The organism is Eubacterium multiforme (assembly GCF_030813415.1).
GTDB classification, from domain to species: domain Bacteria; phylum Bacillota; class Clostridia; order Clostridiales; family Clostridiaceae; genus Clostridium; species Clostridium multiforme.
In genome coordinates, this window is sequence record NZ_JAUSUF010000009.1 from 41340 (window position 1) to 54293 (window position 12954).

Genomic DNA, 12954 nt, shown 5'->3' on the forward strand with positions numbered 1-12954 from the left:
ACATTATGAGAGTAGTTTACAAAAATCCAAAAGAATTAGCAACCTGCTTAAAGGACTTAGTTGATCAATATTTAGATAATCTTATGACTTATGAAAAGTTAGAAGATAAAATAACTAAAATTGTTAATGCTAATAAAAATAGTGTATACAAAGATGGACATATGCCAGTTAAGTTAGCTAATATATTAGAGGATGAAAGAATAGAAATTATAGATAAAATAATGGCTAATAATTAGATTATAAGTTTATGACTAATACATATTGAAGATGATTTAATAAAAGCCTAAGTTTATAAAAATATTTTTAAAATCTTCTTTTTTAATGTATAATAAACAAGCAAAGAAAAATAAATTAAGTGAGTATAACTAACTTCTTTTAAAGTTAGAGAAAATTATTTTAAATCCACTTAAGATTAAAGTATATATATTTGAAAGAAGGTAGAATTTAGTATGGCAAATATAAGAATATTTAATAAAAAAATTCAATGGGATGGTTTAAATTTAACTTGTGTAATGGAAAGATATTTAGACACTGATAATATAGCTTTAGAGGTATATGATGAATATGGTGAATTTTATGAATGTATTACATTAGATTATAAAGAAAAATTACCTAAATCAAATAATGCTATTATAAATAATAGAAATGAATGTGAAGGTGTTTTAAGTGCTTTAACAAGTGCAAATGCTGCTAAAGTTGTTGGAAAAATTGATGTTAATCTTTTAATGAGAGATTTAGTAGTTGTTAATAGTAGAGAATTTAAGGAAATTGATGAAGATGTATTTTTAGAATTTGCAAAAAGCACTTTTATGGATTTGAATTCATTCTTAAATGATATAAATAAAAAAGATGAAGAAGAAGTGGCAGTTGAAGAAACTGAACAATAATACTTTAACTAAAAAAGTCTGTAGAAATATTTCTACAGACTTTTTTTAGTTTAAATAATTAATAAGTATAATAAATTATTATACTTATTCTGAAATGTATTAATATTTACATAATCTATATTAAAGCAAGTGAACTATTTAATAAATTTGTTGCTTCGTCTTTAGATATATTTTTGCTTAATCCTATTTCATTAATTAAAAACTTTTTTGTTGTATTTAGCATTTGTTTTTCACTTGTATTTAGATTATGATCCTTACTAATTATTGTAAGGTCAGATACAACTTCAATAAAATCTTCTAAAGTACCAGATTTAAATTTTAGGGTATTGTTCTGCAATCTCATTTTACAATTATTACTAATTAATTCTTCTAAGTTTGTGGTGAATTTAGTAATATTATTAAGAACTTTGTCTAAGTGGTTAGAATCACTTATTAATCTTAAGTGACAAATTTCAGAACGATTAGCTGGAAGTAGAAGTTTTAGATTATTATTAATTAGATGTATCTTATAATATTTTTGCAATTTACCAGAGAATTCCTTCTCTTCAATAACATCAATTACTCCGACACCTTGACTAGGATAAACAATTTTATCGCCTACATTAAACAAATAAAGCACCTCCAAATGTCCTTCTAATAATAGTATATCATATATTTTGCAATTTGGCGAAATTATTATTTTATCATACTAAAATACCAATGTCAATTAAATGGAAAGTAAAAAAATAAATATATTTTTTGGTTAAATTATGAAGGAATATTTTATAATGTTATATTAAATTTCACATAGGAAACAATAAGGAAAGAAAGGGTTTAATAATAGTTTATGTTTTAGGTGAGTATTGATTTTAGATAGCCTAATAATAATATAATATGCTATAGTAAATGTATGAAAAATTTTAAAAAGAGGAGATATTTACAATGAATGATAATTATATTAATGTGGTTGAAGCAGCAAAGGAATTAGGATTACAAGTTAAATTAGTTACAGCTGTAAAATCTTTTGATACATATAATAGTTTTTTTAATATTTATGGTGAAGAGGAAGAACCTTGCAGAAGAATTGTAATATTAACATCAGATAGTGAAATAGAAGAAGTTTATGATGAGGATCCAGGTAAAGAGGTAAACAAAGTAGAAAAGATTGATGGTAATATATGGGTAAGAGAATTTCCATTAACAACTAATCCTAAAAATATTAAATTTGAAGATATAAGTATATTAAAAGAAGATTTAGAAAAATTAAAGCAATTAAAATAGTATATTAGAAATAGTTTTTTATTAAAATGTGCAAAGAAAAATCTTTGCACATTTTAAAATAGAGCTACATTATATAATATTAAAATTTATATGGATCTTCTAGGAATTTTAAAATTTATAGCATCTTCAATTTCATTTAACATTTTCATATCCTTTGGAGCAACAAACATACAAGTATACCCATCTTCAGATGCTCTACCAGTTCTTCCAATACGATGTATGTAACTTTCAACATTTTCAGGAATATCATAATTATAAATATGGCTAACACCAGTTACATCTAGTCCACGGGAAGCCACATCAGTTGCTATTAAATATTGAATATCTGCATTTCTAAAAGATTTCATTATTCTTTCCCTTTTAGGTTGAGGTATGTCACTATGAATTTTTTTGCAGTTATATCCTCGACTATGAAGGTCCATTTCTAATTTATCAGCTCTTCTTTTTGTTCTACAAAAAATTATAGCCATAAATGGATTATCAGAATCTAAAACTGAACATAGTGAGTCTTCTTTTTGCCTATCTGTAGTTTCTACAACATTTTGTTTTATATTTTTAAGAGTGATTTCTTCCTTTTTTATTGTAACAACAACAGGGTCCTTCATGTATCTATAAGCTAACTTTTTTACTTTAGAATCCATTGTTGCTGAAAAACATAATGTTTGATGCTTTTTAGGAGTTTCTTTCATTATAGCTTCAACTTCATTTTTAAAACCCATAAATAACATTTGATCTGCTTCATCAATAACAAGGGTTTTAAGATTTTTAAGGTTAATTGTACCTCTTTTTAAGTGATCTAATAGTCTGCCTGGTGTTGCAATAACTAATTGTATATTGTTTTTTAATTTTTTTAATTGTGATCCAATATCTTTTCCACCATATGCTGATAATATATTAATGTCTTTTCCTTCTTTAAGTTTTGATGCTTCCTCTGTTATTTGTATAGCAAGTTCACGAGTTGGAGATATAATAAGTGCCTGTATTCCTTGTGAATTTACAGAAATATTTTTAAAAATAGGAAGTAAAAAGGCTAAAGTTTTACCAGTTCCTGTTTGAGCTTCAGCTATAATATCTTTTCCATCAATTATAAATGGAATACTTTCTTCTTGAATTGGAGTTGGATTTTTTATTCCATGTTTTTTTAATATATTAATTAATTCATCATTTATTTTTAAGTCTTTAAAGTTCATAAAATTCCTCTTTCATTTGTAATAATTTAATTTATTAGATATGTTTTAAATAATTCTAAATAATTTAAAATTAATATTAGTTTAAATTATATCTAATTTATTAGATTGTTTAATAATATCATAAGATTTAAGTTAATTCTAATTATATTATATTTTCATTATAATTTAAAAATTTAATCCAAAAATATATTTTTATGATATAATATAGAACATATCATAGAAACTGCTCGTATATCGTCGGAAATATGGTCCGAAAGTTTCTACCTGCTAGCCGTAAATTAGCAGACTACGAGGAAGAATTAGTTTTAATATATAGTATAGCTATACACTATTAAAATCATTCGCCTCAAATTTAATTTGAGGCGTTTTTTTTTATAAAATTAAAAATATGAGAGCAGTGATAAATATATTTTAAAGGAATGAAGTAAATGGAAAAAAGCAAAGAAAGTACAAATGAGTACAAACTTATCTATGGTATTGACGATAAGCCAAGTTTAGGCGCACAAATACTTTTAGGATTTCAAAATATTTTTGCAGCCTTTGGAGGGATTATTGCAGTACCCCTTGTAATATCAAATGCACTAGGATTTAATGGAGTTATTTCAACTGCTTTACTTAGCGCTTCAATTTTAGCATCTGGAATTGCAACAGTTATACAATCAAGGGGAGTTGGTCCTTTTGGAGCAAAGGTACCTTGTGTAATGGGAACGGATTTTACCTTTGTTGCACCATCAATTGCAGTAGGGTCTGTTGCAGGACTTCCAGGAATAATTGGAGCTACTATATTAGGATCAATATTAGAATTTATATTAAGTTTCTTTATAAAACCTTTAATGAAATTATTTCCACCAATTGTAACAGGAACAGTTGTATGTTTAATTGGATTAACTTTACTACCAGTTTCAATTGATTGGGCAGCTGGTGGAGTAGGAAGCTCAAATTATGGAGATTTAAAAAATGTTTCTATTGCAATGCTTGTATTAATAATAACATTACTTTTAAATAGATACGGAAAAGGAATGATAAGCAGTGCATCAATACTTATAGGAATGGCTGTAGGATATATTATATGCATTCCATTAGGTATGGTGGATTTTACTTTAGTAAGAGAATCAAGTTGGTTTGCACTTCCTAACATTTTAGGATATGGAATGGATTTTAACATGAAATATGTATTAACATTTATTCCAGCGTATTTTGTTACTGTTATAGAAACAGTTGGATGCTTAGCGTCAATATGTGAAGTAACAGAAGTTAAAGCAGAAAATAAAATTATACAAAGGGGAGTACTTGCAGATGGAGTGGGAAGTTTAATTGCTGGATTTTTAGGTTCTTTCCCTAATACAACTTTTAGTCAAAATGTTGGATTAATTCCTCTTACTAAAAATGGTAGTAGATTTGTTGCAATGATGGCTGGAATAATTTTAGTATTACTTGGATTCTTTCCAAAATTTGCAGCACTTATAAATATTATGCCACAACCTGTTTTAGGTGGGGTAGGAATAGTTATGTTTGGAACAATAGCAGCAGCTGGTATAAAAACTTTAAGTAGTATAAAAATAAACAATAGAAATTTATTGATTATTGCAACTTCAATTGGATTAGGTCTTGGAGTTACCTTTAGACCAGAATTTATAGCACAACTTCCAGAAGGAATTAAAATGATTTTTTCATCAGGAATATCAACAGGAACTATTGTGGCACTTATTTTAAATAAAGTTCTTAAAGAAGAACAAGAAGATCCTATGGTTGATATAATAAGAGAGGAAAAAGAAGAAGAATATAAAGAAAATATGAATGAGCTACAAGTATAATTTAAAATGAAATATAAAAATAAAACTCTAGGTTAAATATCTAGAGTTTTATTTATGCTTTTTTATAAAATCATAGTAAAATTTAAAAAGAATATTCCTTTAAATTGATTGAAATACAAAATATGTATTAAAAAATTGAAACGAATACATAAATTAAAAAAAATGTACAGGATTTAAAAAAAATATGTATAATATATATTGACAATGTTTACAGAACTAAATATAATATAGTCATAAGCTAAGTAAAACGGTTTATAAAAAACGGTTTACTAAGTAGAGCTTTAAGGAGGAAATTATGAATTATAGGTATGCGAATCATCCAGAGGATTCAAAAAAATATGATACAGAAGAATTAAGAAAACATTATTTAGTTGAAGAGATATTTGTAGATGACAATATTGAATTAACTTATAGTCATGTTGATAGAATAATATTTGGAGGTATCAAACCGGTTTATAAAGAACTAGTTCTTGAAGCAGGTAAGGGAATGGGCGTTGACTATTTCTTAGAAAGAAGAGAACTTGGATTAATAAATATAGGTGGAGCTGCAATAGTAACTATTGATGGTGTTGAATATAAATTAAATAAAAGAGATGGATTATATGTAGGAAAAGGAAATAAAGAAGTTAAATTTAAATCAGTAAATCCAGAAGATCCTGCAAAATTATATGTAAATTCAGTTCCAGCTCATAAAGAATATAAAACTGTTAAGATTGAAATAGAAAAAGCTAATCCAGTTAAGCTTGGAGATGCAAAAAGTCTTAATAAGAGAACAATATATCAATATGTTCATCCAAATGTATGCGAAAGCTGTCAATTATTAATGGGAATGACTGTATTAGAAGAAGGAAGTGCTTGGAACACAATGCCTTGTCACACTCATGAAAGAAGAATGGAAGTTTATTTCTACTTTGATATGGATGAAAATACAAGAGTATTCCACTTAATGGGAGAGCCAACAGAAACAAGACATATTGTAATGAAGAATGAACAAGCAACAATATCACCAAGCTGGTCAATACATGCTGGAGTTGGTACAAGCGATTACACATTCATTTGGGGAATGTGTGGAGAAAACCAAACTTTTGATGATATGGACCATATATCAATGGATACATTAAAATAATAGCTTAATTGTAGGAGAGAGATATGATTAAAAATATAAATGTTGAACCAATTAAAAAAAGAGAAGAATTTTTAAATACAAAGCTCCTAACAAAAAATGAAGTTAAACAAGCTATAGAAAAGGTTATTAAGCAAATTGATGTGAATATGGGATACTTTAAAGATAAGTTCCCATATTCAGCAACAAAGGAAAACAAATATCCAATTATTGAAAACATAGAATGGACAGATGGTTTTTGGACTGGATTATTATGGCTTGCTTACGAATATACAGGAGAAAATAAATATAAAGAACTTGCTGAAAAAAATGTTTTATCATTTAAAAATAGAGTTGATAAGGATATTGAATTAGATCACCATGATTTAGGATTCCTTTATTCATTATCTTGTGTTAGTTCTTATAAGTTAACAGGATCAGAAATTGCAAAGGAAGCTTCAATAAAAGCAGCAAATAAACTTATTACAAGATATCAAGAAAAAGGAAAGTTTATTCAAGCTTGGGGAGAACTTGGAAATAAAGATCATTATAGATTTATAATAGATTGTTTATTAAATATTCCTTTATTATACTGGGCAACAGATGAAACAAATGATGCAAAATATAGACAAGTTGCTGAAAACCATTTCGAAACAGCATGTAACTATGTAATTAGAGATGATGCCTCAGCTTTCCATACTTTTTATATGAATCCAGAAGATGGTACACCAATTAAGGGAGTTACTAGACAAGGATATAATGATGATTCAGCTTGGGCAAGAGGACAAGCATGGGGAGTATATGGAATACCATTAAATTATAAGAGTACAAGAAATGAACATGCCTTTAACCTTTATAAAGGAATGACAAATTACTTCTTAAATAGATTACCAAAGGATAATATTTGTTATTGGGATCTAATATTTAATGATGGAGATGATCAATCAAGAGATTCATCAGCAGCTGCCATTGCAGTATGTGGTATGCATGAAATGAATAAGTATCTTCCAGAAGTTGATAGTGATAAGGAAGTTTACAAATATGCAATGCATACAATACTAAGATCATTAATAGAAAACTATACAAACCCTAACATTGGGGAAGGTGAACCGGTTTTATTACACGGAGTTTATTCATGGCATTCAGGTAAAGGAGTAGACGAAGGTAATATATGGGGAGACTATTATTACTTAGAAGCTTTAATAAGATTTTATACAGATTGGGAATTATATTGGTAAAAAGAGGAGAGATATAAATGAACACACCAAATATTGAAATGATGAGAGTCGATCAAAGATTAATCCATGGACAAGGTCAAATGTGGTTAAATGCATTAGGAGTTAATACAGTAATAGTTGCTAATGATGAAGCTAGTACTGATAAAATTCAACAAACTCTAATGAAAACAGTAGTACCTAAGTCAGTTGCAATGAGATTTTTCTCAATACAACACACTTGTGATGTAATATTTAAAGCATCACCAAAGCAAAAAATGTTTATAGTTTGCAAAACTCCAGAAGATGCATTAAAGCTAGTTGAAGGTGGAGTTCCAGTTAAGGAAATAAATTTAGGAAACATTCATAATGCTGAAGGAAAAGAGCAAGTTACTCGTTCAATTTATTTAGGAAAAGAAGATAAAAAAGCTCTTAAAGAATTATCAGAAAAATATGGAGTTATATTTAATACAAAAACTACACCATCTGGAAATGACGGAGCAGTTCAAGTTGATATAACAAAATACTTAGATTAATTTAATATGAAAAAATCCTCCTAAAAGAAATTTTAGGAGGTAATAATAAACATAATTTATTATGGGAGGTATAATAATGGAAATATCAATTTTTCAATGTACTTTGATAGGTTTATGGACAGCATTTTGTTTATCAGGTATGTTATTAGGTATTTATACAAATCGATGTATTATTTTATCATTTGGAGTAGGAATTATTCTTGGTGATATTCCTACTGGACTTGCAATGGGTGCTGTTGGAGAACTAGCATTTATGGGATTCGGTGTTGGAGCAGGTGGAACAGTTCCTCCAAACCCAATGGGACCTGGAATAGTTGGTGCAATAATGGCAATAACTATGAAGGGACAAGGTATGACTCCTGGAACAGCTCTTGCATTATCATTCCCATTTGCAGTAGCATTCCAATTCTTAATTACAGCAACTTATACATTTGCAACAGGATTAACTGCTTTTGCAAGTAAAGGTTTAGAAAAGAAAAACTTTAAAGAGTTTAGAATAGCAGCAAATGCAACTATAGTAGTATTTGCAATCGTAGGATTTATAATAGGCTTTGCAGGTGCATATAGTGCAGAAGGCTTAAAGATGGTAATTGAACTTATACCAGCATGGCTTATAACAGGACTTTCAGTTGCAGGTAAAATGTTACCAGCAGTAGGATTTGCAATGATTTTATCAGTTATGGCAAAGACAGAATTAATACCATTTGTATTACTTGGATATATAGCTGTAGCTTACTTACATCTACCAGTAATGGGAGTAGCTTTCATTGGAACAATGTTCGCTTTAATGGAATACTTCAGAATTAAACATAACGGTGGATCAAATGGAGGAAATGAAGAAGAGGAGGTTGTATTTGAAGATGGCATCTAATAGAGTTTTAAAAAAGAGTGATTACGTTAAAACATCCCTAAGATCATATTTCTTACAAAATGGATTTAACTATGGAAATTATCAAGGACTTGGATATGCAAATGTTTTATATCCAGCTTTAAAGAAAATATATAAAAATAATGAGGATGGCTTAAAGGAAACTTTAAATGATAATGTTGAGTTTTTCAATTCAAACCCACATTTCTTACCATTTATAACAAGTTTACACCTAGTAATGCTTGAATCAGACACACCTGCTGATGAAATCAGAGGTATAAAAATGGCACTTATGGGACCACTATCTGGTATAGGTGATTCCTTATCACAATTCTGTTTAGCACCACTTTTCTCAACAATTGCAGCATCACTAGCTCAAGATGGATTAGTAGCAGGACCATTACTATTCTTCTTAGCAATGAATGGTATATTACTTACAATTAAGTTGTTAACCGGTTTATGGGGATATAAATTAGGAACAAGCGTTATTGAAACTTTAAGTGAAAAAATGGGAGAAATCTCAAAAATCGCTAGTATGATAGGTGTTACAGTTATCTCAGGACTTGCAGTATCATTCGTTAAGATTTCAATTCCAATTAAATATGCAGCAGCAATGCCAGATGGAAAAGAAAAGATAGTTGCTATTCAAGAAATGGTAGATAAAATAGCACCAGCATTGTTACCAGCATTATTTACAATTTTAGTTTTCTATTTAATTAAAAAACGTAAATGGACAACTTACCATGTTGTAGGATTAACAATTGTATTAGGAGTTGTAGGATCAGCTCTAGGATTAATAGCATAATTAAGAAAAATAAACACAATAGTAGTAGATAGAGAGGTAGAATATATGAAGATTTTAATTGTAGGACATGGGGAATACCCAACAGGAACAAAATCAGCTATAAAATTATTAACTGGAGTAGACGAAAATATAGATGCTATAAATTTAAGTGAAGAGTTAACACATGAACAATTTACTGAAAAAATAAATGCATATGTTAAAGAAAACAAAGATTTAATAATTTTCGCTGATATTACAGGGGGAGCACCTTTCCAAATAACTTCAAGAGAAGTACTTTTAAACGAAGAAAGTGACAATCAGTATGTTATAGGTGGAGTATCAGTTGGATGTATACTTGATATAGTTATGAAAACAGTAGTTATTAGTACTGATGAAGATATTAGAGAAACAATTGGATCTTCATTAGAGGGCGTTAGAGATATGGCATCAGTTATCTGCAGAAAGGATTTAGCTTAAATAATATGGATAATAAATTAGTTATATGGTTAATAGTATTATTTGCAGCTTATCCAGTAGTAGTTCTTATGATTATGCCATTAATAAATAAAAAAAGAATGGCCAAACAAGGAGAAGAGAGAGAAAAAGCTCTCTCTTCTTTAAAAATAGGGGATAAGATAGTAACTATATCAGGAATTTATGGAAGAATAAGAGGAATAAATAAAAACATAGTAAAGCTTGAAATAGCAGAAAAAACAGTAATAGAAATAGATAAAGCTAGTATAATTGGAGCTTTAAAGGAACAATAGGAGGTTTATTATGAACAATTTAAAAGAATTTTCATTAGATTTTTTCAATTTAAGAGGTAAGGTAGCTATAGTTACTGGTGGAAATACTGGACTTGGAATGGCCTATGCTGAAGCATTAGCAAAATCAGGAGCAGATTTATTAGTAACTTCATTTGATGATAATGTACAAGAAGTAAAAGAACTAGTTGAAGGTGCAGGAAGAAAGATAGTTTTTGTTAAAGGAGACTTAACTAAAAAGGAAACTATTAATGAAGTAGTTGATACATGTTTAAAAGAATATGGAAAAATAGATATATTAGTTAACAATGCTGGAACTATAAGAAGAGCACCTCTACTTGAGTATAAGGATGAAGACTGGGAAGCAGTTATGAATATTAATCTAAATGCTGTTTATTATCTTTCAAGAAAAGTTGCAAAGGTAATGGTAGAACAAGGACATGGAAAAATAATTAATATAGCTTCAATGTTATCATTCCAAGGTGGAAAGTTTGTACCACCTTATACAGCTTCAAAACATGGAGTTGTTGGAATAACTCGTGCTTTTGCTAATGAATTAGCAATGCATAATGTACAAATAAATGCAATTGCACCAGGATACATTAAGACAGCTAACACAGCACCAATTAGAGCTGACGAAAAGAGAAATGCTGAAATACTTGGAAGAATTCCAGCTGAAAAATGGGGAGAAGTTTCAGACCTTATGGGAACAGTAGTATTTTTATCAAGTAAAGCATCAGACTATATAAATGGACACGTTATCGCTGTAGATGGTGGATGGTTAGTAAGATAGTATGATTAAGAAGATTAGTAGATTAAATAGTATAGAAAAAGAAGCTTTCGTATTAGTTTTAAGAGCAGATACTGCAAAAGAAGGAATAGATGCAGCTAAAGCAGCTATAGATGGTGGATGTAAAGTGGTAGAAGTTACATTTACAATTAAAGATGCAGATGAAGTAATAAAAACTTTAGTTAGTGATAAAAATGAAGATGTTGTAATTGGAGCAGGTACTGTACTTGATGCAGAAACAGCTAGAGTTGCAATATTAAAAGGTGCTGAATTTATTGTAAGTCCATGTTTTAGCAAGGAAACTGCAATAATGTGTAATAGATATGGAGTTCCATATATACCTGGATGTTTTACAGTTAAAGAAATTTTAGATGCTAGAGAATGGGGATCAGATATTGTTAAGTTATTCCCAGGATCTGCCTTTAAACCTTCAATAATTAAGGATATTAAGGCACCAATTAAAGATATTGGAGTTATGGTATCTGGTGGTGTTTCTTATGATAATATTAGTGAATGGTTTAAGTATGGAGCTGAAGTTGTTAGTATAGGAAGTGCTATAACAAAATTAAAAGATCCAGAAAAAATTAAAAAAGAAACAGAAAAATATATTAAATTAGTAAAAGATATAAAGAGGTAATTAAAAATGAGGAAGGTTTTAGTTTTAGGAGAATTACTAATGAGATTAACTCCACCTAATAATTTAAGATTAGATCAGGCTACAAACCTTGACATATGTTTTGGCGGGGCAGAAGCTAATGTAGCAATAGGTCTTAAAAATTTAGGGGTAGAAACTAGTATGATATCAGCAGTACCCGATAATACAATAGGAAATTCAGCAAAAGCCTTTCTTATGTCATATGGGGTTGATTGTAATAATATAATAACAAAAGGAAATAGACTTGGATTATATTATTATGAAGAAGGATATGGTGCACGAAGCGCAAATGTAATTTATGATAGAGAAAATTCTTCAATTACTGAATTAAATGCAGAAGATTTTAATTTTGATGACATATTTCAAGATGTAGAGCTACTTCATGTTTCAGGAATAACTTTTGGACTTGGAGAGAAAACAAGAAAATTAGCAACTACAATTGTAGATGAAGCTAAGAAAAGAAAAGTTAAAGTTAGTGTAGACTTAAATTACAGAACTAAGTTATTTAAAGATTATGATGAATTTGTTAGAATATTAAAGCCTATAGTTAAGGATAGCTATGTATGTTTTGGATGGATTACAAAAGATACAAAAAACTTTAAAGTATTAGATCCTTCAAAAGATGCTGTTACTGACTTAGTATTAAAAGAAAAGTTTAAATATATGACCGAAGAACTTGGAGTTAAGTATGTAGCTACAACTCTTAGAGAGGCAAACTCATTAAATATTCATTCTTTAACAGGAATATTATTTGCAGATGGAGAGATTTATAGATCACCAAAGTATGAATTTCAAATGCTTTCAAGAATTGGTGGTGGAGATGCCTTTGCAACAGGTGTTCTTAGACAATTATTAGATGATAATGTAAAGGATAAAAATGAGGTTGTTGAATTTGGAATAGCTACAGCAGTTTTAAAACATGCACAAAAAGGTGATGTAAGTTTAGCAAAGATTAATGAAGTAAATAATTTAATTAGTAATAAAAATTTAGGTAGTGTAAATAGATAAGTTCTAGCTAGAAAAGCTGCAGGCAAGGAAACTTGTTTGCAGCTTTTTCTAAACTATAAATAATATAAAAGTTTAGGAGGAT

General features: G+C 28.7%; 16 protein-coding genes and 1 riboswitch. Of the genes, 14 read left to right on the forward strand and 2 right to left on the reverse strand.

Translation table 11 applies throughout. From position 1 onward, the window contains the following. Window positions 1–5: 5 nt before the first annotated feature. On the forward strand, window positions 6–236 hold the full coding sequence (locus tag J2S18_RS11565) for a TIGR04540 family protein (protein ID WP_307487073.1): 231 nt from the start codon (window positions 6–8) through the stop codon (window positions 234–236). Between the two features lie 213 nt (window positions 237–449). Beyond that, window positions 450–887 (forward strand): hypothetical protein, encoded by a 438-nt coding sequence (locus J2S18_RS11570; RefSeq protein WP_307487075.1) that lies wholly within the window; start codon window positions 450–452, stop codon window positions 885–887. A 115-nt stretch (window positions 888–1002) separates the two neighbouring features. Here the strand turns inward: J2S18_RS11570 and J2S18_RS11575 are convergent, their stop codons facing one another. Next, window positions 1003–1506 carry a CarD family transcriptional regulator gene (locus J2S18_RS11575; RefSeq protein ID WP_307487161.1) on the reverse strand — a complete coding sequence of 168 codons (504 nt, stop codon included), beginning with the start codon at window positions 1504–1506 and terminating at the stop codon, window positions 1003–1005. Window positions 1507–1808: 302 nt separating this feature from the next. Here J2S18_RS11575 and J2S18_RS11580 point away from each other — a divergent pair, with 302 nt between their 5' ends. After that, window positions 1809–2147, forward strand: a complete 339-nt coding sequence (locus tag J2S18_RS11580) for a hypothetical protein (RefSeq protein WP_307487077.1) — start codon at window positions 1809–1811, stop codon at window positions 2145–2147. An 86-nt stretch (window positions 2148–2233) separates the two neighbouring features. Here the strand turns inward: J2S18_RS11580 and J2S18_RS11585 are convergent, their stop codons facing one another. Beyond that, complete coding sequence (locus tag J2S18_RS11585; RefSeq protein WP_307487079.1) at window positions 2234–3337, reverse strand: DEAD/DEAH box helicase; 1104 nt, start codon at window positions 3335–3337, stop codon at window positions 2234–2236. 207 nt (window positions 3338–3544) lie between these two features. Then, a riboswitch (purine riboswitch) is annotated at window positions 3545–3646 on the forward strand. A gap of 119 nt (window positions 3647–3765) precedes the next feature. Here J2S18_RS11585 and J2S18_RS11590 point away from each other — a divergent pair. From J2S18_RS11590 to J2S18_RS11640, 11 genes are all read left to right on the forward strand, one after another. Continuing rightward, window positions 3766–5151 (forward strand): uracil-xanthine permease family protein, encoded by a 1386-nt coding sequence (locus J2S18_RS11590; protein WP_307487080.1) that lies wholly within the window; start codon window positions 3766–3768, stop codon window positions 5149–5151. Window positions 5152–5446: 295 nt separating this feature from the next. After that, the gene (gene kduI / locus J2S18_RS11595; protein WP_307487082.1) at window positions 5447–6277 is read left to right on the forward strand and encodes a 5-dehydro-4-deoxy-D-glucuronate isomerase; all 831 of its coding nucleotides are present in this window, start codon (window positions 5447–5449) and stop codon (window positions 6275–6277) included. A gap of 23 nt (window positions 6278–6300) precedes the next feature. Further along, window positions 6301–7491 (forward strand): glycoside hydrolase family 88 protein, encoded by a 1191-nt coding sequence (locus tag J2S18_RS11600; protein WP_307487084.1) that lies wholly within the window; start codon window positions 6301–6303, stop codon window positions 7489–7491. A gap of 17 nt (window positions 7492–7508) precedes the next feature. Then, the gene (locus tag J2S18_RS11605) at window positions 7509–8003 is read left to right on the forward strand and encodes a PTS sugar transporter subunit IIB (protein ID WP_307487086.1); all 495 of its coding nucleotides are present in this window, start codon (window positions 7509–7511) and stop codon (window positions 8001–8003) included. A 76-nt stretch (window positions 8004–8079) separates the two neighbouring features. After that, the gene (locus tag J2S18_RS11610; RefSeq protein WP_307487087.1) at window positions 8080–8874 is read left to right on the forward strand and encodes a PTS mannose/fructose/sorbose/N-acetylgalactosamine transporter subunit IIC; all 795 of its coding nucleotides are present in this window, start codon (window positions 8080–8082) and stop codon (window positions 8872–8874) included. After that, window positions 8864–9676, forward strand: a complete 813-nt coding sequence (locus J2S18_RS11615; RefSeq protein WP_307487162.1) for a PTS system mannose/fructose/sorbose family transporter subunit IID — start codon at window positions 8864–8866, stop codon at window positions 9674–9676. The genes J2S18_RS11610 and J2S18_RS11615 overlap by 11 nt, the downstream gene beginning before the upstream one ends. A gap of 45 nt (window positions 9677–9721) precedes the next feature. After that, window positions 9722–10132 (forward strand): PTS sugar transporter subunit IIA, encoded by a 411-nt coding sequence (locus tag J2S18_RS11620; RefSeq protein ID WP_307487089.1) that lies wholly within the window; start codon window positions 9722–9724, stop codon window positions 10130–10132. 5 nt (window positions 10133–10137) lie between these two features. Continuing rightward, complete coding sequence (gene yajC / locus J2S18_RS11625; protein WP_307487090.1) at window positions 10138–10422, forward strand: preprotein translocase subunit YajC; 285 nt, start codon at window positions 10138–10140, stop codon at window positions 10420–10422. Window positions 10423–10432: 10 nt separating this feature from the next. After that, on the forward strand, window positions 10433–11212 hold the full coding sequence (gene kduD, locus J2S18_RS11630; RefSeq protein WP_370873847.1) for a 2-dehydro-3-deoxy-D-gluconate 5-dehydrogenase KduD: 780 nt from the start codon (window positions 10433–10435) through the stop codon (window positions 11210–11212). A gap of 1 nt (window position 11213) precedes the next feature. Further along, window positions 11214–11846 (forward strand): bifunctional 2-keto-4-hydroxyglutarate aldolase/2-keto-3-deoxy-6-phosphogluconate aldolase, encoded by a 633-nt coding sequence (locus tag J2S18_RS11635; RefSeq protein WP_307487091.1) that lies wholly within the window; start codon window positions 11214–11216, stop codon window positions 11844–11846. Between the two features lie 6 nt (window positions 11847–11852). Beyond that, window positions 11853–12872 carry a sugar kinase gene (locus J2S18_RS11640; protein ID WP_307487093.1) on the forward strand — a complete coding sequence of 340 codons (1020 nt, stop codon included), beginning with the start codon at window positions 11853–11855 and terminating at the stop codon, window positions 12870–12872. Window positions 12873–12954: the final 82 nt, after the last annotated feature.